Origin of the sequence: Anabaena sp. AL93, from assembly GCF_001672085.1 — a bacterium.
Lineage (GTDB): Bacteria > Cyanobacteriota > Cyanobacteriia > Cyanobacteriales > Nostocaceae > Dolichospermum > Dolichospermum heterosporum.
The window spans coordinates 20,100-39,291 of the sequence record NZ_LJOU01000039.1; the positions used below are offsets into that span (position 1 = coordinate 20,100).

A 19,192-nucleotide genomic window follows, 5' to 3' on the forward strand; every position below is an offset into this window, starting at 1 on the left:
AACATGAAAAAATTAGGCAGTTAGGACATCAATTGACGGTTAAACTCTTGCTAATAAAGGGTTTTGCTCCTAACTCTTGACTGGGCGCAGGGACTGGGCGCAGGACATGGGCGCAAGACATGGGCGCAGGCCCTGCGCCCCTACTTCCTGATTCTTGCTAGGGAACACCAAAAAATAAATTACCCAATTTTGTGGGATGGGCATCCTGCCCGTCCTTGATGATTAGCGGGCAATTCGTCCCGCACCACAAGAAATTTTTGGGTATTTTTTTAATTGGAAGTCCGCTATAACAATTCTCTGGGGTGATTATTAGCGATTAGTACAACTGACTACTGACAACTAACTGAAAATGATGGTAAAGAAGGTAGAGGACGATATTTCATGGCTAGGCTAGTAGTTCGTCAAATTTATTTTGACGGGTAATGATCGGAAAAAACTTCTGTTCTTCCCTCCCCTACCCCTCCCTGCCTCTCTTCTCCCCCTGCTTGCCTTCACCCGTCATTTTCGGGTTGACAGATTACTAGGCATTAGCTTGGGCTTAACCTGATGATATTAAAAGTTTCTAGGGTTAAACCGGAAAATTGTCAGAAGTTCGCTATGGTATTGCAAAGAAACAGGCTATGTGTTGATAATGCCATGAACAAAACTGTTGAAGTCCATTCCAGTGTATCGGCACTCGTTCAACGGGCGCTAGAATTGATACTGTCGAAAGCGGAAACTGCTATTAGCGAACGGGGGCAATTTACAATTGCTTTGTCAGGGGGTAGTACACCAAAACCTTTGTATGAGGCGATAGCTAATCAAAAGTTGCCCTGGGATAAAATTCATGTATTCTGGGGAGATGAGCGTTATGTACCAGCAGATCATCCTGATAGTAATGAACTGATGGCGAGACGTGCATGGTTAGATCAGGTGGCACTTCCCAAGGCGAATATTCATGCTATCCCTACTTTATCTGCTAACCCAGAGGTAGATGCAGCTAAGTATAACCAGCATCTGCAAACATTTTTTAATTCGGCATCGGGAGAGTTCCCAGCATTGGATGTAGTTTTACTGGGAATGGGTGATGATGCCCATACTGCATCTTTGTTTCCCTACACGGAAGCTCTCAAGGTGAGCGATCGCCTAGTTACTGTTGGTAATAAAGATGATAATCTCCGCATCACTTTTACTTACCCATTTATTAACGCGGCTCGCAGTGTGATTTTTATGGCTGCTGGTGCTAATAAAAGACCGGCTTTAGCCCAAGTTTTTGCACCGGTAGCGGATGATTTCGCCTATCCATCACGGTTAATTCGTCCCCAAGGAGAACTCTACTGGTTGCTAGACGCAGCGGCTGGTTTGGAACTCTAGCATTGACTATGATTTTTGAGATTTGGTTGATTGAGATGATGAAGAATCATCACCAATGATCAACCTGTTCTCACTGTAAGTAATTTTTAGCATCACTAGCTAAAGTTACTTATGTGCTTGTCAGTAATATTTTTACAACGACCTTCACTAAGGCTTAAATCCATGATCGTCTGCCCTAATTGCAATCATCCTAACCCAGACGGCGCTGTTCAATGTGAAGCTTGCTATACGCCGTTACCAGCTACAGCTAGTTGTCCTAATTGTGGAGCAACTGTACAGTCAGATGCCGCTTTCTGTGGTCAGTGCGGTTACAATCTCCATTTTGGCGCTACTCTTGCAGTCGCCTCAACTGGTGCTGTTAATCCTGTGCCAGCACCAGTGGTCGCTCCTGACTTAATGATGCAACTGCTACAGCCTGATGTGTTGGAAGTTGCGCCCCGATCTAATCCGACCGTATCTGCACCTGTAGCACCTGAACCAGAAGTTTATATTCCGCCTGTACTGACTCCTACACCTGCACCTATGGCTGTAGTTCAGGAACAAGCTGTTTATGTTCCTTCTGTACCTGCACCTGTAGCACCTGAACCAGAAGTTTATATTCCGCCTGTATTGACTCCTCCACCTGCACCTGTAGCACCTGAACCGGAAGTTTATATTCCGTCTGTATTGACTCCTGAACCTGTGGCTATGGATACAGTACCAGGATCTGAGCCTTATATTCCCCCTGCTTATGTACCCCAGATAGATCCTATATCTATTCCTGAAGTTGCTCCAGTCGCACCATCAGGAAAGGTGGCAAATACTCAATTACAACAGATAGTAGCGCGATTATTCCATGTTCAAGCTAATCAGGAAATAGAATTACCACAAAATCTCTCGGTTGTGCATATTGGTAAGCCTAATGATCGTGTTCCTCCAGATATAGATGTTTCGGGATTCCCAAATTCGGAGATTGTTTCGCGGATTCATGCAGATATTCGGATTGAGGGAGATGCTTGTTATATAGAGGATGCAGGTAGTTCTAATGGTACTTACATTAATAACTTACCTCTGTTACCTGGTAACAGACATCGCCTCCGTCCAGGCGATCGCATTAGCTTGGGTAAGGGAGATTTAGTTACTTTCTTGTTTCAACTTTCTTAGGAATAGGTAATGGGTAATGGGTAAGGGTAATAAATATTTCCCCATGACCCCTGACCTCCTGCCCCCTGCTATGATCACAACAGCTTATTAACTCTTGTTGCTAGTTATCCCATAAACTATATAACTAGCAACTTGGGTAATAACATGATTAATGATACAGAATATATCAGGCAAGCTGAAGCTAATCGCGTAGAAATTCTCAGCGAAGCACTACCTTACATTCAACAATTCGCTGGTCGTACCGTTGTGGTTAAATACGGTGGCGCAGCGATGAAGGATAGCTCCCTTAAGGATAAAGTGATCCGTGATGTGGTGTTTTTATCTTGCGTCGGCTTGCGACCTATTTTAGTGCATGGTGGTGGACCAGAAATTAATAGTTGGTTAGGTAAATTAGGAATTGAAGCACAGTTTAAAAATGGTTTGCGCGTAACTGATGCACCAACGATGGATGTGGTAGAAATGGTGTTGGTTGGGCGGGTGAATAAGGAAATTGTGGCTTTGATTAACCAAGCTGGGGGAATGGCTGTAGGACTTTGCGGTAAGGATGGTAACTTAATTACGGCTCGTCCTCAAGGTGATGAAGGGATTGGCTTTGTGGGGGAAGTGAGTAATGTCAATATCAAAATTTTAGAAACACTTGCGAGTAATGGCTATATTCCGGTGGTTTCCAGCGTGGCGGCGGATGAAACTGGACAGGCTTATAATATTAATGCGGATACGGTAGCGGGGGAAATAGCCGCTGCTTTGGGGGCGGAAAAGCTAATTTTGCTGACTGATACGAGAGGAATTTTAAGAGATTATAAAGACCCTTCTACCTTAATTCCCAAGGTGGATATTCGGGAGGCGCGACAATTAATTGCTGATGGTATAGTCAGTGGGGGGATGATTCCGAAAGTGAATTGTTGTGTGCGATCGCTTGCCCAAGGAGTCAAAGCTTCACATATAATTGATGGACGCATTCCTCATGCCTTATTGTTAGAAGTATTTACAGATGTGGGGATTGGAACAATGATTCTGGGTTCTCATCAGTCGAGACAATAATCGGAATGGGGGACAAGTAAAACCCATACCCCGCCAGCCAGGGAATCAATTCCCTGTCTAATAGCTTAAGTCATCTAAAGATGACTAAATTTAGCCCCAAAATTTTAAAATCGTTTAGTAAACTTTCGTTTACTTTGGCTATTAGCCCGGAAATTAAGTTCCGGGCGGGTGTGGAAGCCAACAAATAAGCCATTTCTAGCTTAATTTGACAACAATTAACAACTGACTAATGACCAATGACTACAGAAAATTTAGAACTCGCTAAATCGTGTTTCCAAATTGGGACAACTGCTTTTGAAAATGGTCAATATCGAGAATCTGTGGAAAGTTTAGAAAAAGCCAGCACTCTATTAGGAAAAAATACCCGGTTTGCTGGTGAAGTAGAAATTTGGTTGGTGAATGCTTATGAAGCTGCGGGACGTTCCGAAGAAGCAATAAATCTTTGTCAACAACTCAGCCGTCATCCCCATTATGAAATTCGTCAACAAGCAAAACGCCTAGTTTATATTTTAAAAGCACCCAAACTGAACAGACCAAAAGAGTGGATGACAGAAATTCCCGATTTTGGTATAGTTTCTGATAACAAATCCAAAATACTTGTTACTTCCCAATCTCAAAAATCTACATCTAAACCAAAACCTGTAGAACGAGAATACATTGACTTGAGTACAGTTAATACTAAAGACAATAATTTTGTTTGGGTAGGTTTAATTTCTGTAGGTTTGACAATTTTCTATTTAGTTTGGTTAAGTTTTTAGCAAATAAGGAGAAATTTAGTCATGAATGTATTAACTTTTATTAAGATTATATCACATTCAATGAAATCTGTATTTTTTTCTATTAACAAAATTAGAAAAATTACTAAAATCAAACCAATTGTCTTGATGGTAATCCTTTCTTCATTACTATTATCAGGTTGTGTGAAGTATGATTTAGGAGTGAATTTTAATAGCACAAATAATGGTGAATTAGTACAGCATATTCAGTTATCAGAAAAAATTACTATTTTTAGTGGTGATTATCTCTCTGAATGGTTAAAAACTTTAGAAAATCGAGCGCGAACATTAGCAGGTTCAACAGAAAGAGTTTCCGCATCAGAAATTATTGTCAAAATTCCCTTTACCAGTGCGAAGGAATTACAAGAAAAATTTACTGGCTTTTTCAATACTCGCACATCTGAAGATCGTGATGGTTCGGAACTGGCAAATATTACCTCTACTTTAGTTGCAGAAGATAGGAATTTTTTCCTATTCTCCAGAAATCATTTAGTTTATGATTTAGATTTACGTTCTTTGGCTATGCTGACGACTAAAGGTGATAGTTCTCTTGTCAATCTGGACTTTAGCTTACAAACACCTTGGGGAATCAAGAATATTGAAAATGATGAAAATGCTATCCAACCAGAAAAGCATGGTAATCAACTAATATGGAAGCTTAAAGCAGGGGATATAAATCATGTAGAGGTAGTATTTTGGTTGCCGAATTTTCTGGGAATTGGGACTTTGTTGATTATCGGTTTTGTGTGGTTGGGATTATATCTGAGATATACGTTATTACCAAGTCCGGGTATTCAGTTAACAGCGGAAGAATTGTAAAATATCAGAATTTAAGAATTTTTAGGATGTGTTTATTTCCTATTATCACTATGAAATAGTAAGCTATCACATCCTAAATTCTCAAAACTAGAAGCAACTCTCAAACATCTCAATTAGTATGTAAGATAACAATATTCTCTGTTTTTTAAACATTTGAGAATTTCTTGAAAAATTCTTAGTGTTGAAGTTGTCTCTTTATATTCCTGTTTTGAAGGAGAATCTCCTAATTTTTCTAGCATATTTAAACTTTCCTGAACAATTGATTCTTTTAGGAAATCAATTAATCTTTGTCTATTAGTTATTGTTCCTTTTTCTAGATCAATTGCTTCAATTTTACTCTTTTCTTCATCAATTACTATTTCTAATTCACGAACTTTACCAATTTCTGCAAAGTCTGATTTAATCAATGTTTCATAAAATTTATTAGAAAATTCTATGGTAGCCGGTGATACACCATTTTTTCCGTAAAACGTAATATCTAACATTATTCTACCTCCTGTGCCTCAGATTCTAAAAATTGTCTTTCTTCGATATATTCAGCCCAAGCTATATCAGCTTGATCAAATGCTACCTTTGCTTGTTTGGTAATATGTCCAGTGGTTAAAACTGCAATTATATCACCCTTAGTTATGATTTTTTTAGCTAATGTAGAATCAATTATTTTTCTACTTTTTACTTCTATGTAAGGCATAATCAAATTATGAATTGTAGTCTTTTTGAATTTGACGAACTATTTCCTTGACTCTGGGAACATCTTCTGAATTAAGTAATAGTATATCGCCATCAGGATCATCACCAGTAGTTCGTTGACATTCAATTCCTTCTTTCTGAAGTTTATTGATTAACCATCCAATTAAATTTTTATGAATTATTAATCTTTCTATCTTTTTATCTTCATCAGTTTTATCAGACATTATCTAAGCAATTCCTTTTTTGCTGTTAAAAGATGTTCCCAAGTTGAAAAACCTTTTTCAAAAAGTTCTAAAACTTTTTTTTGAATCAAACTTTCTTCCATTCTCTGACATAAATAATCAATGTAAATTTCCTTGTAAAAAGTCTTTACATCTCCCGCAGTTAAATTTCTTTCTTGATAAAAATTATATAGTTTATTTATAATTTCTACAGAAGGAAAATATTTAATTGTACTACCTAAATCCTTTAGATATTTTTCAAAAGAATATAAATCTAATTTAGGTTGCATCTCTTTTTTTAAAGAGAATCTTCTGAAAACTGCGGTATCAATTAACTCTGGAACATTGGTAATTCCAAAGATCAAAAGTTTGTTATCTTTACTAGGATGAAGTTGGTCTAATTCAAGCATGAATGTTGTCATAGCCCTTCTAATAGCATCATGTTCTTGAGTTCTACTTCTACTCATACAGAAAGTGTCTAACTCATCTAATAACAAAAATACAGAAGAACCATTTTTGCATTTACTTTTTAGATCATCAAAAATATCCTCCAAATTACGCGAAGATTGACCTAAAGATGGATCAAGCATTCTCCCTACATCAAGAGAATAGAAGTTAATTTCATTGGTAACTTCTTGTTTTAATTTATAAAACAATGAATAACATAGTGTTGTTTTACCAGTATTAGGAACACCATAAAGCAATACTGATGGAGTTAAATCATAATGACTAAAATCGTCAATTTGACTTTCATCTGCTGTTAAACATATTTTACAAAATTTAAAAAGATACTCAAATAAATCATCTATTCCAAAGAGTTTCTGATGATTTATTCTTTGTTCAATTTCGGCAGATGTTAATTGCTTTAATCCGTTACTCATTAGAGAGAAAGCTTCAAAACTTAACTAGAAACATTATACATAATTACAATACATCCAATTTTGAAATTAATTAAATTTTAATATTTCTTATATTACTCAAAAAACTGATGATAGATCAAATTCGTTTATCAGTAACTCCTGTAACATATCCTTTACAATAAAATAAAGAAAGACATTACAGGAGAAAAATTTAAACCATGCTACAAGAATATCGTCAACAGGTTGCAGAACGCGCTCAACTGGGTATTCCTCCCTTACCGTTAGATGCAGTACAAACATCAGCATTGTGTGAATTACTGAAAAATCCCCCGACAGGCGAAGAAGAGTTATTATTAAATTTATTACGCGATCGCATTCCCCCCGGAGTAGATCAAGCTGCTTATGTAAAAGCTGGATTTCTGACTGCGATCGCTAAAAAAGAAATTACCAGTCCTTTGGTTTCACCAGTTGACGCAGTAGAATTACTGGGAACAATGATTGGTGGTTACAATGTCCAATCCTTAATTGATTTACTCCAAGTTTCCAGTACCTCTGTATCAACAGCTTCAGAAACACCCTTGGTAATGGGAGGAGAAGGAAGAGAACAAATCGCCGCTTATGCAGCTAACGCCCTCAGCAAAATTATGTTGGTGTATGATGCTTTCCATGATGTTTTGGAATTGTCAAAAACCAACCCCTACGCCAAACAAGTGATAAACTCTTGGGCAGAAGCAGAATGGTTTACTTCCCGTCCCACATTACCAGAATTTATCACCGTTACCGTTTTCAAAGTTCCTGGGGAAACCAACACCGACGACTTATCACCCGCAACCCACGCTACAACCAGACCAGATATTCCATTACACGCATTGGCGATGTTAGAAACCCGTCAACCGGGAAGTTTAGAAACCATTGCAGAGTTAAAGAAAAAAGGACATCCTGTAGCTTACGTTGGTGATGTCGTGGGTACAGGTTCTTCTCGCAAGTCTGCAATCAATTCCGTATTATGGCATTTGGGTAATGATATTCCCTTTGTACCAAACAAACGGGCTGGGGGTTATATTTTAGGAAGTGCGATCGCGCCTATCTTTTTTAACACAGCCGAAGATGCCGGTGCATTACCCATTCAATGCGATGTCAGCAAAATGGAAACCGGTGACGTAATTACCATTTATCCCTATAAAGGAACTATTCTCAATGCCGCAGGAGAAGTAATTTCCACCTTCAGCCTCAAACCTGACACCATTCTAGACGAAGTTCGCGCCGGTGGACGCATTCCCCTACTAATTGGACGGACTCTCACCGACAAAACCCGTCAAGCATTAGGTTTAAAACCCAGCGATTTATTTATCCGCCCCCAATCCCCCACCGACACCGGCAAAGGCTTCACATTGGCTCAGAAAATGGTCGGTAAAGCCGCTGGTTTGCCAGGAGTACGTCCGGGGACATCTTGCGAACCAATCATGACTACAGTGGGTTCTCAGGACACTACAGGACCAATGACCAGAGATGAATTGAAAGAACTGGCTTGTTTAGGCTTCAGTGCAGACTTGGTAATGCAGAGTTTCTGTCACACAGCCGCATATCCCAAACCTGTGGATATTAAAACCCATCAGGAATTACCAGACTTCATTTCCTCCCGTGGTGGTGTAGCTTTGCGTCCTGGTGATGGTATCATTCACTCCTGGTTAAACCGGATGTTGTTACCCGACACAGTGGGAACAGGTGGAGATTCCCATACTCGCTTCCCCTTGGGTATATCTTTCCCTGCTGGTTCTGGGTTAGTTGCGTTTGCTGGTGCTTTGGGTGTAATGCCTTTAGATATGCCAGAATCAGTATTAGTCCGGTTTACAGGAGAATTGCAACCAGGAATAACGCTGAGGGATGTTGTGAATGCAATTCCTTATGTGGCTATGCAAAAAGGTTTGTTAACTGTGGAGAAGCAGAACAAGAAAAATGTTTTCTCTGGCAAGATTTTGGAAATTGAAGGTTTACCAAATTTGAAAGTTGAACAAGCTTTTGAATTAACCGACGCTTCCGCAGAACGTTCTTGTGCTGGTTGTACAATTAAATTAAGCGAAGAAACAATTGCGGAATATTTACGTTCCAATATTGCCCTTTTAACTAATATGGTAGCACGGGGTTATAGTGATGCCAGAACTATTATGCGCCGGGTGGCAAAAATGCAAGAATGGTTAGATCATCCAGTATTATTATCTGCTGACCCTGATGCTGAATATGCAGAAATAATTGAGATTGATTTAAGCCAAATCACAGAACCAATTGTTGCTGCTCCTAATGACCCTGATAATGTTAAGTTATTATCGGCAGTTGCCAATGATCCTGTACAAGAAGTTTTTGTGGGTTCTTGTATGACAAATATCGGACATTATCGAGCAACAGCCAAGGTTTTAGAAGGTGCTGGTGAGGTGAAAGCGCGGTTATGGATTGCACCACCTACAAGAATGGATGAACATCAATTAAAAGTAGAAGGTGTGTATGATGTTTTTGTAGGTGCGAATGCGAGAACTGAGATTCCTGGATGCAGTTTATGTATGGGAAATCAGGCGCGAGTTGATGATAATACAACGGTGTTTTCTACCTCGACTCGTAACTTCAATAATCGCATGGGTAAAGGCGCTCAAGTGTATTTAGGTTCGGCGGAATTAGCAGCGGTTTGTGCATTATTGGGAAGGCTTCCTAATGTGCAGGAATATTTGGATATTGTCGCTGAAAGAATTCATCCTTTTGCTGATGATTTGTATCGCTATTTGAACTTTGATCAAATTGTTGGTTTTGAGAATGAAGGGAGGGTGATTAGTAAGGAGGAACAGGCGGCTTTGGTATAATTTAGGTTAGGGTGAGTCTTGATGGCTCACCTGAATGTTATAATTTATATTTTATGGGGAAGAGTCATTTTAAGAAAGCAATATCATCTTTGGAATCTCGTATTGCTGAACACAAAGAAAAAATCAGGCTAGAATTAGAGAAGGATTTTCCAGATCCGGGTTTGATTAATCATTGGGAAAAGGAAATCATAGCTTTTGAACAAGGGATAAAACAAGCGTTAAAAAGATTGGGGAAAAACTAATGACACTCGCAAAACTAAAAATTACCAGTGAAAACTCAACGCTTAATCAGTTACTAATGGAATTACAGGAAGAATGCCAAAATGTGATTTCTCTGGTTAATCAATTACAACTTTCTGAGTTAAGCGATCGCCAAAAGGGTAAAATTCTCTCAGAATTGCTGGTAGCTTCTATTCATTTGCATTCCCATTGTGATGAAGATTGGCAAAATTTAATTTCCGATGAGTTGGAAACTTTAGCAGATGATTAATGGAGAAAATCTTATGAATATAAAGAGGTGTAAAAATGATTGAATTACATCCTGAGTTTTTAACAAAAAATGGTCAAAAACAATTTGCAGTTTTACCTTATGAGGAATTTTTGAAGATTACGGAATTGTTAGAAGATTTGGAAGATTTAAGAGATTTACGGGATGCTAAGGAAGAAGAGAAAGATAGTCTTTCCGTATCTTTAGCTGATGTTAAGAAAATGCTTATACATAATCCATAGGTAAACAAAAATGAACTTTTACACAGTTGTTCTCAGACAAAGTTCCGGTTATTGGGTGGGTTTGTGTTTAGAAAATGGGATTGTTGGACAGGGAGATACTCAAGAAGATGCAGTTAATAAATTAAAGGAAGCAATAGAATCTTTTGAAGATGTTTATGAATCAGAAGATAATATTTATAAATCTCCTATTTCTATAGATGAATTACATGAATTTTTATTAGTTGAGGAAAAAGAAAAACAATCAGAAATCTATGAATTGAGGAAGGTTTATGCCTAAAAATATACCTTCTTTAAGACCCAAGGAATTAATTAAATTATTAGAAAAAGCAGGTTGTACTTTTCATAGAGAGGGAAAAGGTGATCATTGTTTATATACTCGTGAAGTTGAAGGTAAAAGGAGAGTAGTTCCTATAGATATGGGTGTAAGGGAAATGTCTCCAGGTTATGTTTTACGGATTTTTCGGCAATTTGGTTTTAGTGATGAGGAGATTGAAGGTTTGTTGAGGTAAATCAAGGATATTTTTGATCAAATTGTTGGTTTTGAGGATGAAGGGAGGGTGATTAGTAAGGAGAAGCGGCTTTGGTATAATTTAGGTGAGGGTGGGCTGGATGGACTCACCTGAATGTTATAATAGTTTATTATCGGGGTCAACAATGCCAGCAAAGGATACTTGCCATGATGCGGTCAAAAATGCTTTAATTAAGGATGGTTGGACAATTACGGCTGATCCTTATTATATAATCTATGGAAAATTAAGACTTGTTGCTGATCTAGGTGCTGAACGTCCATTATCTGCTCAAAGAGGTGATGAGAAAATAGTGATCGAAGTTAAAAGTTTTCTAAATTCATCATTTATTTATGATTTAGAAAGGGCTGTGGGTCAGTATATCATTTACCGTAATTATCTTAAAAGAACAGCACCAGACCATCAGATTTACTTAGCACTTGGTCAACTTGTTTATAAAGCTAATTTTGATGAAACTATCCAAGTTGTTGTTGATGAAAACCAACTTAAATTAATCATTGTAGATACAGATAAGGAGGTTATTACCAAATGGATAAGTTAGAAAATTACCGATTTTTAATCAAAAAAATCTTAACAGAATATCATCAACTTTTTTCCTCTGCATCTCCTGATAATATAGAAATGCTCTTAGCTTTTGATGAGCAAAGAGATCAATATTTATGGTTTCAAGTTGGTTGGACAACTGAGGAAAGAATTAAGGGAATTTCTGTCCATATTCGCATTAAAAATGAGAAGATTTACATTGAGGAAGATTGGACTGAGGAAGGAATTGCAACGGAGTTATTAAGGGAAGGTGTACCAAAAGAGGATATTGTTTTGGCTTTTCATGATCCTGAGACTCGGAAGTTGACGGAGTTTGCTGTGGCTTGATTAATTTATAAACAGAATAAAATTAATCCTGTTGCTGATAATTTGTATCGTTATTTGAATTTTGATCAAATTTTTGGTTTTGAGGATGAGGGGAAAGTGATTTCTCAGGAGGAGGAACGGGCTTTGTTGACAGTAGTTTAGTATCGTAGTACACTGTTTACTGGGGGTGAGCTATAAAAAGCCCACCTCTATTCAATTCAGTTAAATTTGTTGATATATACAAACCATGGAAAAATATCCAATTAATAAAGCAAAACAAGCTTTTACTAAAGCTTTAACTGAAATTCCTGATTTTGCTCTTTTAAGTCCATCAGAAAAAGGAAATATAGTTGATAGATCAATTAAATGTTTATTTGAAGAATTGATGCAATTTTTTGGACTGAATCCTAATCAGGATTATATTCCATTAGATCAACTACCAGGAAATAAATCAGCAACAGATTTTTTAGTTTCTCATGATGCTCAAGAGCTTCTAGAAGGTTTATTTGAAGGAAAATTGGAAATTGTTAAACCATATACCATAAAATTAGAAAATGGTACGTTTATTTCAGGTTTTTCTGATGTTAGGAAAGTAGTTAAATCTCCATTAATACAATCATCAGAAAAACCAAAATCTATAAATAGGCAGTAGTTATAGGAAAACTGTAATGAATAACCAACAGTCATTAGAGTGTGAAGAGTGTGTTTGGGAAATAATGACAACTCCTACAAATATAGGTCATAATCTAGATACACAAAATCTTAATAAAAAAATCCGAAAAGCTAAGAACAAAATCGAAAAAGGAGGAATATCAAAATATACCTTTGTTTTTCCTATAAATACAATAGGTAAAGATGCTGAAGAAAAACTAAAAAATTTTCAACAAGAATATAGAGGATCTGTAGATATCAAATATTATGATTGTGAAAATACCCAATTGTTTTTACAGCAAGTATCAAAAATAACTAATTTTGTCAACATTCATGATTTGGTTATATATATTCAAGATATACGCCGTCAATACTTAGGTGATAAGTAGCTAGGTGGAGAATAATCAAAATATATTTCGTTTTGTGAAATGGCTAAAACTCAACCAAGATAACTCATTAAGGCAAATTTACATATTGTTACACATTTTAGTTATCTCACGTCCAACGACTTAATTAATATTCAATTTATTCTTTATTACAATATAGCTATGGTGCAGACACTATTATTTTACAAAATCAAGCTTCTTTCTGAAAACGCAACAGACTTTAGTAGAGAAAATATTTATGAATCTATCAAAAATTTATTAAAGGGCAGTGATAGAGTCGCTTCTGACATGATACATAAATATTTTGAAGAAATTATTATAGACAGTGTTGATATTAGTTATGAGAAAATTATTAAAATAGATCCAAATTTTGAAATCGAAATTAAACGAATTTTTGACAAAACAAAATCAAATTTTTTTCTTGTAGATGAAAATATGTGGTATCTTATGCAAGAAGTTATTGATGGAGAAATTGCAAATATATATCAAAAAGAATTAAAATTTGCTGAAAGATTAAATGAAATTGCTAATGTATGTCAAGATTATAGTCATCTAAAAGAAGTCTATGAAAAAAAGCTATTAATGGCAGATATTATTTAGGATCGCTATAATTAGATTTAATGTTTTTAATCTTTCTGCCGATCTTATACAAGTAGATATAGGTTGAAAAAAAAGCAATTTGCATTTTTATTTTTGTAAAAAATGAGGAAAAATAAATGAGTATTCACTTTATTATTGAGTCTAATTTACGATTTGTTCTTAGTAATTTTTGCGATGTTTCCGAAGAATATTTTAGAAGTGAAAAGGAATATTTTCAAATCGAATACTTCCAGATAGGAAAAGGCAAGAATGGTGAAGAACCTTATGAATTGCATTGTAGCAATTATCAGACAAATAAAATGTCTGTAATCTTAACATTTCCCATTTATATTAGTCCGAAAACAAGCGAAGATGCAATTACTTTAATACAAAATAAGCTGTATGATATGATAGATAATGAAATAATTAATTGGAGTCAACACCAAGAACTATTGAAGCGACCTTTAAAGCATCAAGATATTAATGGTGATCCTCCAAAAAAAGTACAGATAGGAAAAGCACCAGTATTTAAGTTAAAGAAAAATCGTAAATTTGATTTGATTTTGAATTAGTTAAACTATTAGGGATGAATTTTTGTTAATAAATAAAAGCGATCGCATTCCTCCAACATCCCAAACCCACCTAACCCCCCAACCCCCTTCCCTGCAAGGGAAGAGGGAGAAATCTTGCTCCCCTCTCCTCGCAGGAGAGGGGCTGGGGGAGAGGTCAAACACAATATAAAAGCACACCCCACAAATGAACAACCAACCACCGAAAAAAGACGGACTTCGTAACATAGTCATTGGACAAAAAATAGAACCCGTAAAACTCGAACGCGCCAAAGAAATGCGTCGCCAAATGACACCAGCAGAAAAAATTCTTTGGGAACATCTTCGCGCCAACCGCTTGCATGGTTTACATTTTCGCCGACAACAAGTTATAGATGGTTTTATAGTAGATTTTTATTGTCATGCTGCTAGTTTAGTCATAGAAGTAGATGGAAAAATTCATGAACAACAAATAGAATATGATCTAGAAAGAGATAAAATTTTATCAGCTAGAGGTTTGCGTTTATTGAGATTTGAAAACGAAGAAATAACAGAGAAAATTGATCAAGTTTTGATGCAAATTTATCAAACTTGTTGTGAAAAGATTGGGTAAAAACTAATGACACTCGCAAAACAAAAAATTAGCAGTGAAAACTCAACGCTTAATCAGTTACTAATAGAATTACAAGAAGAATGCCAAAATGTGATTTCTTTGGTTAACCAATTACAACTTTCTGAATTGAGCGATGCCTCCGGCGAGCGCAGCTATCGCCAAAAAGATAAAATTCTCTCAGAATTGCTGGTAGCTTCTATTCATTTGCATTCCCATTGTGATGAAGATTGGCAAAATTTGATTTCTGATGAGTTGGAAACTTTAGCAGATGATTAATGGAGAAAATCTTATGAATATGAAGAGGTGCAAAAATGATAAAATTACATCCTGATTTTTTAACTAAAAATGGTCAAAACCAATTTGCTATATTACCTTATGAGGAATTTTTGAAGATTAAGGAATTGTTAGTATATTTCACCTGAATGTCAATTATTAATAGGTGAACAAAATCATGTTAAAAACATTTAACGCTATTTTGAAAAACAATTCTATTGAATGGATTGATAAAGCTCCCGAAATGAACTTAGATGGTTCATTTCAAGTGCAGGTTACTTTTTTAGAACAAACATCAACCACCGCAACTAAATCTAATGGACAAAAAATGGCGGAAGCATTAAGAAAAATCTCAATTGAGATGAGGTATTGCTCTTAATATTCCAAAACTGGTATATGCTAACCATATTCATCAATTTTTTGAAAAATTGGTTTTCAGCAAAGGCTAAAAGTTCAGCATGGCAATACTTTTAGCTTTTTTACAATTTCCTCAGCGTACGATTCTCCCGTTTTGGCACAGTCTAGCCTATTACAGAGAACTTAGCGTGAACAACAATATCATTGAAATCCAAATCACCACCATTAGGTAAATCTTCAAAGCCCCACATATTATCACCCAAAGAAAGAACATGATCTTTCTTGTCGGGATTAGCGCCCAAGAAAGCAAAGTAAACAGGTACGCCCGTATTACCTAAAGCACCATCCACTTGTTTGCTGTCGTAAGCAGCATACATCTCACTGCTGCTGCTATAAATGACGGGATTGATCTTGACATCAAAGACCTTGAGGGCATCTTCTAGGTTTTGTAAGGCTGTAGTTCCTGCAACTACACCAATTGTGCGACCGTTGAGCAGAGGTAAAGCAGTAATACCACTATCTAATCGTGTCAAAAGTCCCTGTTCGGTGTAGAGATAAATGGGACTGTAGTCAACACCCAATTTGGCATCACGCATCAGGTTTTGGGTATATGCACCAGCAGAAACATCGACTTTACCATTAGCAGTATTAGCAAAACCATCGTTAAATTGCTGAGACACAAATTCAATCTTGCTGGCATCGCCAAATACTGCTACTGCGATCGCTCGACCTAAGTCAATATCAAAACCTTGGTAAGTACCATCATTGTTCTTCTCAACAAAACCTGGGAATGTAGAGCTTTCTGGGATACCAAATTTGAGAACTCCGCGCTGTTGAATCTTTGCAAGCAGATTGTGTTGATCATTATTAATTAATTGGATATCTTGGGTGACACCGGAGAAGGGTGGAGAATACATTAAGCCATCGTCTGTCCACAGGAGATTGAGATCGCGCTCTAAGTTGGAGAAATGACGGTCATAGATTTCCCCATAGTTACCAACTTGCTTGATAATTTGCACCACAAAATCATTGCGGATACCTAATGCTTTTCCTAGTTCATCTTGCAAACCTAAGAAGCGACGAATCGCCGGTGAAGCATCATTCTTGGTATCAGTATCAGTATTCTCGGCAATAATTTGGTCAATGTTTTCGGAAGTAATACCAAATTCTTCTGCTTGAATGGTGGCATAAGTCACCCAACGCACCACATCAGCCCATTCTGATTCATTTTCTGGCAATACCAAAGAAATTGGTTCTTGAGAAAATTCTACGTCGAGGATTGGCTTGAGGTGCATCAACAATCTGAATAATTTCACTCAGGTTCGGGAAGAATGAGTAAGTTGCCCCATTATTTTGGATCAGTGCCAGATTCTTGCCTTGGAAATCTAAGATGCCACTGAGGAAAGTAAAATCATTGAGGTTATCAACACCGTGGTAGGGAATTTCCGGCTTTGGTAATTAACCAATTTTTTAAATCGGTAATAGGTAGTTTATCTGCATCGCACTCAAGCTACCGATAATTTTTGCTACATCTGCGGGCAGTAATTCTGTAGCTTTTTCTTTTGCCCACTTTGCTAATTCTTCTTTGGGTAAGCGATCGCTCTTTAATAGATACTGTGTCTTGAGTCCTGTACCTGGTTTGGGATTAATAATGGTAATGCTGGGATTGGTGACAGGTAAGTTCAACCCTTTGAAGAAACTAACATCTTGCAGTCCAGGAATTAAACCAATTACTTGGGCAATATCCAAATTACCGTTATAGGCAATTTGCATTTGTCCATTACCCAAAGTGAAGTTAACATCCTTGGCTATATTCAGTAATTTATCCAGAACACCTTTCACCTCAGCAGGTAAGATATCGGCTGCGGTATTTTTCGCCCAGTTAATTAAATCTTGAGTTGGTAGTTTGTCAGCCGCAAATACATAATCAAATGTGGCCAGAGTTGCACCTGCGGCTTTACCTTTATTAATCAAAGTAAAGCTGGGATTAGTAACATTGAGTTTTAATCCATTCAGAGGTAATTCTTTCACTCCTGGGATCAAACTCGCTATCTTCATTAAATCCACATCACCCCGGTAGTTAACTTGGATGATACCCTGACCAAAGATCACATCTAAATTTTCTGACAGATTATTAAAGACTGACTTAACTTCTGTCGGTATTTGACTGCTGATTAAATCGAGTAATTCCTGTTTTGGTAACTTGTCAGCCGCAAAGCTAAAGCTGGCATTTTTCCCAGGGTTATTGTTCATTTAAAGAATCTTCGTTTTTTATTAAGCTATATTTGCTTTTATGGCTCTTCGGTACTTGTTATGCTAAACCGAGAAATTGAGAGAAGGGAACAGGGAACTCTTAACTGGGAACAGGGGAAAAATTTTAATTTTCTAGTTTTTTAATAAGACTAATAATCATTCTGCTTTCTTCTTTTAATAAATTAAGAATTATTTCTACATCTTTTTCTGAACATAATCCTACTCGGTGAGATAAAATTAGATGAGTTTCTAATTCATTAACTGACCCTTGAGCTATGTTTAAAAATCTTATATATTCTCCTCTATATCTTCGTCCATATCATAAGAGATATATTAGCACCGAATAGATACAGCACTTCTTCTAATTTGTTGAACCATACCATATAACTCATCTTTGGGAAAAAGTTTAGTGAGGAAATAGCATCTTTGAGCAATATCCATTCCTTTTTGCCAAATTATTAAGTCTTTAAAGTCATTAATATCTGACATTCTTCCTGTTCCCAGTTAAGAGTTCCCTGTTCCCTCCAGTTTAGCATACTAAGTCCGGTAGAGCCGCTTTTATTTAATCCTGCTAATATTCGGTCTCGCTCTGATTTATTATCTAAAGACGTGGCGGCTCTTTTTTCAGATTTACGCATAGCATCTAATTCATCATTTACTTGTTTCATTACGTGAAATCTATCAGCAGTTATATTTGCATTTGGCATTAATTCTTCTACTAAACTTTTATAAGGAGACCAGAGATCCATGCTCACTTCAACTATTTGTTCAATGTTAACTAATTGGTCATTTTGGTCAACAATGAATACTTGCGATTGATAAAGACCACTATCTTCTATAGTGATATCGGCAGTAATGTTGTTAACAATCTGACCATTTTGTTTTAACCGGAAATTGGAAATATCTTTATTATTAGTGACATCCAGATCAAAATAATAGGGTTGAATGTCTATTCTTAAATTTTCCGCGTTTTCTTTAATGGCATCTGGTAATGCCATAAAGTAAATTCTAATTTTATTTTGGTCAACTACTGTATTACCGGGAATCTTTAACTCTTCAATTTGGGGGATGATAATCCCATTTTGTTGGGTATCGGGTTTAAAGGAAACTTTGCGATATTGGGAATTGAGATAATCAACTCCTTGAATTACATTTTCTCCAGCTGTAATAGTGTATTTTACCCACAGTCCCAAAGAGTTGAGAATGGATTTATCTGATTTTAATTCAATATAACCAATGGAGTAAGCATCTTCTTGGTCGGATAACAATGCCCCATATTCTTTAGCGTTTCTAACTGTTACCAGTTCTAAAGTGGGTTCATTATCTTCTATAGAGACTGTCGCAGACTGTTTTTGAGTATCTACCTGATAAAACTGATTGTTCTCAGTACCACTCCCGTTTGTCGGTTGTACCAGCCGAACAGTGACAGATTCGGTATTTTCTGCAACATCATCATCAATAGGTTCTACACCAATAATAATGGCTTTATCACTTTGCCCAGTATTAGCCTGAACAGTAATTTCGTTTCCAGTAAAGTATTCTTTCTTGCTATGGTCTGCATAACGCCAATAAAAGAGATAATCTGCACCTTTAGTGGTATTAATATGATTACTACGTATAGTGTTTGTTCCAGTTGTTTTGACGTATTTATTAGGATCTGAAGCATTTTTGTCAG

At 36.6% G+C, this 19,192-nt stretch carries 28 protein-coding genes and 1 pseudogene; 20 read left to right on the forward strand and 9 right to left on the reverse strand.

The genetic code is table 11. From position 1 onward, the window contains the following. The first annotated feature begins 636 nt into the window (after positions 1 to 636). The 5 genes from pgl (at position 637) to AN486_RS12010 (ending at position 5,132) form a co-directional block, all read left to right on the forward strand. Positions 637 to 1,353, forward strand: a complete 717-nt coding sequence (gene pgl / locus AN486_RS11990) for a 6-phosphogluconolactonase (RefSeq protein ID WP_039203584.1) — start codon at positions 637 to 639, stop codon at positions 1,351 to 1,353. A 162-nt stretch (positions 1,354 to 1,515) separates the two neighbouring features. Further along, positions 1,516 to 2,496 (forward strand): FHA domain-containing protein, encoded by a 981-nt coding sequence (locus AN486_RS11995; RefSeq protein WP_053538033.1) that lies wholly within the window; start codon positions 1,516 to 1,518, stop codon positions 2,494 to 2,496. A gap of 144 nt (positions 2,497 to 2,640) precedes the next feature. Beyond that, positions 2,641 to 3,537, forward strand: coding sequence for an acetylglutamate kinase (gene argB / locus AN486_RS12000; protein WP_053538034.1), 897 nt, complete (start codon positions 2,641 to 2,643; stop codon positions 3,535 to 3,537). A 236-nt stretch (positions 3,538 to 3,773) separates the two neighbouring features. Then, the gene (locus AN486_RS12005; protein WP_053538035.1) at positions 3,774 to 4,295 is read left to right on the forward strand and encodes a tetratricopeptide repeat protein; all 522 of its coding nucleotides are present in this window, start codon (positions 3,774 to 3,776) and stop codon (positions 4,293 to 4,295) included. Between the two features lie 60 nt (positions 4,296 to 4,355). Beyond that, positions 4,356 to 5,132: a DUF3153 domain-containing protein gene (locus tag AN486_RS12010; protein ID WP_234413291.1), complete on the forward strand. Its 777-nt coding sequence runs from the start codon at positions 4,356 to 4,358 to the stop codon at positions 5,130 to 5,132. Positions 5,133 to 5,245: 113 nt separating this feature from the next. On the opposite strand, the gene AN486_RS12015 is transcribed toward AN486_RS12010, so the two are convergent. The 4 genes from AN486_RS12015 to AN486_RS12030 are packed head-to-tail and all read right to left on the reverse strand — an operon-like array spanning position 5,246 to position 6,924. Then, a complete protein-coding gene (locus AN486_RS12015; RefSeq protein WP_039204460.1) occupies positions 5,246 to 5,617 on the reverse strand; it encodes a hypothetical protein in 372 nt (123 codons plus the stop codon). Then, a complete protein-coding gene (locus tag AN486_RS12020) occupies positions 5,617 to 5,823 on the reverse strand; it encodes a hypothetical protein (protein ID WP_053538037.1) in 207 nt (68 codons plus the stop codon). The genes AN486_RS12015 and AN486_RS12020 overlap by 1 nt, the downstream gene beginning before the upstream one ends. 7 nt (positions 5,824 to 5,830) lie before the next feature. Beyond that, positions 5,831 to 6,046, reverse strand: a complete 216-nt coding sequence (locus AN486_RS12025; RefSeq protein WP_053538038.1) for a hypothetical protein — start codon at positions 6,044 to 6,046, stop codon at positions 5,831 to 5,833. Continuing rightward, positions 6,046 to 6,924, reverse strand: coding sequence for an ATP-binding protein (locus tag AN486_RS12030; protein WP_053538039.1), 879 nt, complete (start codon positions 6,922 to 6,924; stop codon positions 6,046 to 6,048). Before AN486_RS12030 ends, AN486_RS12025 begins: the two co-directional genes overlap by 1 nt. A 197-nt stretch (positions 6,925 to 7,121) precedes the next feature. Between AN486_RS12030 and acnB the strand changes: the two genes are divergently transcribed. The 15 genes from acnB (at position 7,122) to AN486_RS12105 (ending at position 15,286) form a co-directional block, all read left to right on the forward strand. After that, a complete protein-coding gene (gene acnB / locus AN486_RS12035; RefSeq protein WP_053538040.1) occupies positions 7,122 to 9,752 on the forward strand; it encodes a bifunctional aconitate hydratase 2/2-methylisocitrate dehydratase in 2,631 nt (876 codons plus the stop codon). 11 nt (positions 9,753 to 9,763) lie between these two features. Continuing rightward, complete coding sequence (locus AN486_RS12040; protein ID WP_290600803.1) at positions 9,764 to 9,994, forward strand: hypothetical protein; 231 nt, start codon at positions 9,764 to 9,766, stop codon at positions 9,992 to 9,994. Then, entirely contained in the window at positions 9,994 to 10,242 is a 249-nt protein-coding gene (locus tag AN486_RS12045; RefSeq protein WP_053538041.1) for a hypothetical protein, read from the forward strand. The genes AN486_RS12040 and AN486_RS12045 overlap by 1 nt, the downstream gene beginning before the upstream one ends. Positions 10,243 to 10,277: 35 nt before the next feature. Beyond that, complete coding sequence (locus AN486_RS12050) at positions 10,278 to 10,481, forward strand: hypothetical protein (protein WP_053538042.1); 204 nt, start codon at positions 10,278 to 10,280, stop codon at positions 10,479 to 10,481. Between the two features lie 10 nt (positions 10,482 to 10,491). Continuing rightward, complete coding sequence (locus tag AN486_RS12055; protein WP_015083084.1) at positions 10,492 to 10,758, forward strand: type II toxin-antitoxin system HicB family antitoxin; 267 nt, start codon at positions 10,492 to 10,494, stop codon at positions 10,756 to 10,758. Continuing rightward, complete coding sequence (locus AN486_RS12060) at positions 10,751 to 10,990, forward strand: type II toxin-antitoxin system HicA family toxin (protein ID WP_290600807.1); 240 nt, start codon at positions 10,751 to 10,753, stop codon at positions 10,988 to 10,990. The genes AN486_RS12055 and AN486_RS12060 overlap by 8 nt, the downstream gene beginning before the upstream one ends. A gap of 145 nt (positions 10,991 to 11,135) precedes the next feature. Next, positions 11,136 to 11,549: an element excision factor XisH family protein gene (locus AN486_RS12065; protein WP_290600809.1), complete on the forward strand. Its 414-nt coding sequence runs from the start codon at positions 11,136 to 11,138 to the stop codon at positions 11,547 to 11,549. Beyond that, a complete protein-coding gene (locus AN486_RS12070; RefSeq protein ID WP_168498341.1) occupies positions 11,537 to 11,878 on the forward strand; it encodes a XisI protein in 342 nt (113 codons plus the stop codon). The genes AN486_RS12065 and AN486_RS12070 overlap by 13 nt, the downstream gene beginning before the upstream one ends. Positions 11,879 to 12,104: 226 nt before the next feature. Continuing rightward, on the forward strand, positions 12,105 to 12,509 hold the full coding sequence (locus AN486_RS12075) for a hypothetical protein (RefSeq protein ID WP_290600813.1): 405 nt from the start codon (positions 12,105 to 12,107) through the stop codon (positions 12,507 to 12,509). Between the two features lie 16 nt (positions 12,510 to 12,525). Then, positions 12,526 to 12,897, forward strand: coding sequence for a hypothetical protein (locus AN486_RS12080; RefSeq protein WP_290600815.1), 372 nt, complete (start codon positions 12,526 to 12,528; stop codon positions 12,895 to 12,897). A 159-nt stretch (positions 12,898 to 13,056) separates the two neighbouring features. Beyond that, entirely contained in the window at positions 13,057 to 13,494 is a 438-nt protein-coding gene (locus AN486_RS12085) for a hypothetical protein (RefSeq protein WP_290600817.1), read from the forward strand. Positions 13,495 to 13,610: 116 nt separating this feature from the next. Then, positions 13,611 to 14,045: a hypothetical protein gene (locus tag AN486_RS12090; protein ID WP_290600819.1), complete on the forward strand. Its 435-nt coding sequence runs from the start codon at positions 13,611 to 13,613 to the stop codon at positions 14,043 to 14,045. Positions 14,046 to 14,229: 184 nt separating this feature from the next. Next, positions 14,230 to 14,634, forward strand: a complete 405-nt coding sequence (locus AN486_RS12095; protein ID WP_053538046.1) for an endonuclease domain-containing protein — start codon at positions 14,230 to 14,232, stop codon at positions 14,632 to 14,634. Positions 14,635 to 14,640: 6 nt separating this feature from the next. Continuing rightward, positions 14,641 to 14,910 carry a hypothetical protein gene (locus AN486_RS12100; protein ID WP_053538047.1) on the forward strand — a complete coding sequence of 90 codons (270 nt, stop codon included), beginning with the start codon at positions 14,641 to 14,643 and terminating at the stop codon, positions 14,908 to 14,910. A gap of 175 nt (positions 14,911 to 15,085) precedes the next feature. After that, complete coding sequence (locus tag AN486_RS12105) at positions 15,086 to 15,286, forward strand: hypothetical protein (protein WP_053538048.1); 201 nt, start codon at positions 15,086 to 15,088, stop codon at positions 15,284 to 15,286. A 142-nt stretch (positions 15,287 to 15,428) separates the two neighbouring features. On the opposite strand, the gene AN486_RS12110 is transcribed toward AN486_RS12105, so the two are convergent. From AN486_RS12110 to AN486_RS12130, 5 genes and pseudogenes are all read right to left on the reverse strand, one after another. Then, a complete protein-coding gene (locus AN486_RS12110; RefSeq protein WP_053538049.1) occupies positions 15,429 to 16,559 on the reverse strand; it encodes a transporter substrate-binding domain-containing protein in 1,131 nt (376 codons plus the stop codon). A 175-nt stretch (positions 16,560 to 16,734) separates the two neighbouring features. Next, on the reverse strand, positions 16,735 to 17,517 hold the full coding sequence (locus AN486_RS12115) for a hypothetical protein (protein ID WP_290600823.1): 783 nt from the start codon (positions 17,515 to 17,517) through the stop codon (positions 16,735 to 16,737). Between the two features lie 124 nt (positions 17,518 to 17,641). Continuing rightward, positions 17,642 to 17,809 (reverse strand): four helix bundle protein, encoded by a 168-nt coding sequence (locus tag AN486_RS12120; protein WP_367142435.1) that lies wholly within the window; start codon positions 17,807 to 17,809, stop codon positions 17,642 to 17,644. Positions 17,810 to 17,850: 41 nt separating this feature from the next. After that, complete coding sequence (locus tag AN486_RS12125; protein ID WP_250636666.1) at positions 17,851 to 18,006, reverse strand: four helix bundle protein; 156 nt, start codon at positions 18,004 to 18,006, stop codon at positions 17,851 to 17,853. Positions 18,007 to 18,074: 68 nt separating this feature from the next. Next, a pseudogene (locus AN486_RS12130) lies at positions 18,075 to 18,302 on the reverse strand (transposase); the annotation flags it as partial. Between the last annotated feature and the right edge of the window lie 890 nt (positions 18,303 to 19,192).

Excerpts from the sequence above, each read along its gene's own strand:
- AN486_RS12095 (WP_053538046.1), top strand. The coding sequence starts at position 14,230 with ATGAACAACCAACCACCGAAAAAAGACGGACTTCGTAACATAGTCATT.
- AN486_RS12100 (WP_053538047.1), top strand. The coding sequence starts at position 14,641 with ATGACACTCGCAAAACAAAAAATTAGCAGTGAAAACTCAACGCTTAAT.
- AN486_RS12030 (WP_053538039.1), bottom strand. The coding sequence starts at position 6,924 with ATGAGTAACGGATTAAAGCAATTAACATCTGCCGAAATTGAACAAAGA.
- AN486_RS12090 (WP_290600819.1), top strand. The coding sequence starts at position 13,611 with ATGAGTATTCACTTTATTATTGAGTCTAATTTACGATTTGTTCTTAGT.
- AN486_RS12080 (WP_290600815.1), top strand. The coding sequence starts at position 12,526 with ATGAATAACCAACAGTCATTAGAGTGTGAAGAGTGTGTTTGGGAAATA.
- AN486_RS12055 (WP_015083084.1), top strand. The coding sequence starts at position 10,492 with ATGAACTTTTACACAGTTGTTCTCAGACAAAGTTCCGGTTATTGGGTG.
- AN486_RS12105 (WP_053538048.1), top strand. The coding sequence starts at position 15,086 with ATGTTAAAAACATTTAACGCTATTTTGAAAAACAATTCTATTGAATGG.
- AN486_RS12045 (WP_053538041.1), top strand. The coding sequence starts at position 9,994 with ATGACACTCGCAAAACTAAAAATTACCAGTGAAAACTCAACGCTTAAT.
- AN486_RS12020 (WP_053538037.1), bottom strand. The coding sequence starts at position 5,823 with ATGCCTTACATAGAAGTAAAAAGTAGAAAAATAATTGATTCTACATTA.
- AN486_RS11995 (WP_053538033.1), top strand. The coding sequence starts at position 1,516 with ATGATCGTCTGCCCTAATTGCAATCATCCTAACCCAGACGGCGCTGTT.
- pgl (WP_039203584.1), top strand. The coding sequence starts at position 637 with ATGAACAAAACTGTTGAAGTCCATTCCAGTGTATCGGCACTCGTTCAA.
- AN486_RS12050 (WP_053538042.1), top strand. The coding sequence starts at position 10,278 with ATGATTGAATTACATCCTGAGTTTTTAACAAAAAATGGTCAAAAACAA.
- AN486_RS12015 (WP_039204460.1), bottom strand. The coding sequence starts at position 5,617 with ATGTTAGATATTACGTTTTACGGAAAAAATGGTGTATCACCGGCTACC.
- acnB (WP_053538040.1), top strand. The coding sequence starts at position 7,122 with ATGCTACAAGAATATCGTCAACAGGTTGCAGAACGCGCTCAACTGGGT.
- AN486_RS12005 (WP_053538035.1), top strand. The coding sequence starts at position 3,774 with ATGACTACAGAAAATTTAGAACTCGCTAAATCGTGTTTCCAAATTGGG.
- AN486_RS12060 (WP_290600807.1), top strand. The coding sequence starts at position 10,751 with ATGCCTAAAAATATACCTTCTTTAAGACCCAAGGAATTAATTAAATTA.
- argB (WP_053538034.1), top strand. The coding sequence starts at position 2,641 with ATGATTAATGATACAGAATATATCAGGCAAGCTGAAGCTAATCGCGTA.
- AN486_RS12010 (WP_234413291.1), top strand. The coding sequence starts at position 4,356 with ATGAAATCTGTATTTTTTTCTATTAACAAAATTAGAAAAATTACTAAA.
- AN486_RS12110 (WP_053538049.1), bottom strand. The coding sequence starts at position 16,559 with ATGCACCTCAAGCCAATCCTCGACGTAGAATTTTCTCAAGAACCAATT.
- AN486_RS12070 (WP_168498341.1), top strand. The coding sequence starts at position 11,537 with ATGGATAAGTTAGAAAATTACCGATTTTTAATCAAAAAAATCTTAACA.
- AN486_RS12085 (WP_290600817.1), top strand. The coding sequence starts at position 13,057 with ATGGTGCAGACACTATTATTTTACAAAATCAAGCTTCTTTCTGAAAAC.
- AN486_RS12075 (WP_290600813.1), top strand. The coding sequence starts at position 12,105 with ATGGAAAAATATCCAATTAATAAAGCAAAACAAGCTTTTACTAAAGCT.
- AN486_RS12125 (WP_250636666.1), bottom strand. The coding sequence starts at position 18,006 with ATGTCAGATATTAATGACTTTAAAGACTTAATAATTTGGCAAAAAGGA.
- AN486_RS12065 (WP_290600809.1), top strand. The coding sequence starts at position 11,136 with ATGCCAGCAAAGGATACTTGCCATGATGCGGTCAAAAATGCTTTAATT.
- AN486_RS12115 (WP_290600823.1), bottom strand. The coding sequence starts at position 17,517 with ATGAACAATAACCCTGGGAAAAATGCCAGCTTTAGCTTTGCGGCTGAC.
- AN486_RS12025 (WP_053538038.1), bottom strand. The coding sequence starts at position 6,046 with ATGTCTGATAAAACTGATGAAGATAAAAAGATAGAAAGATTAATAATT.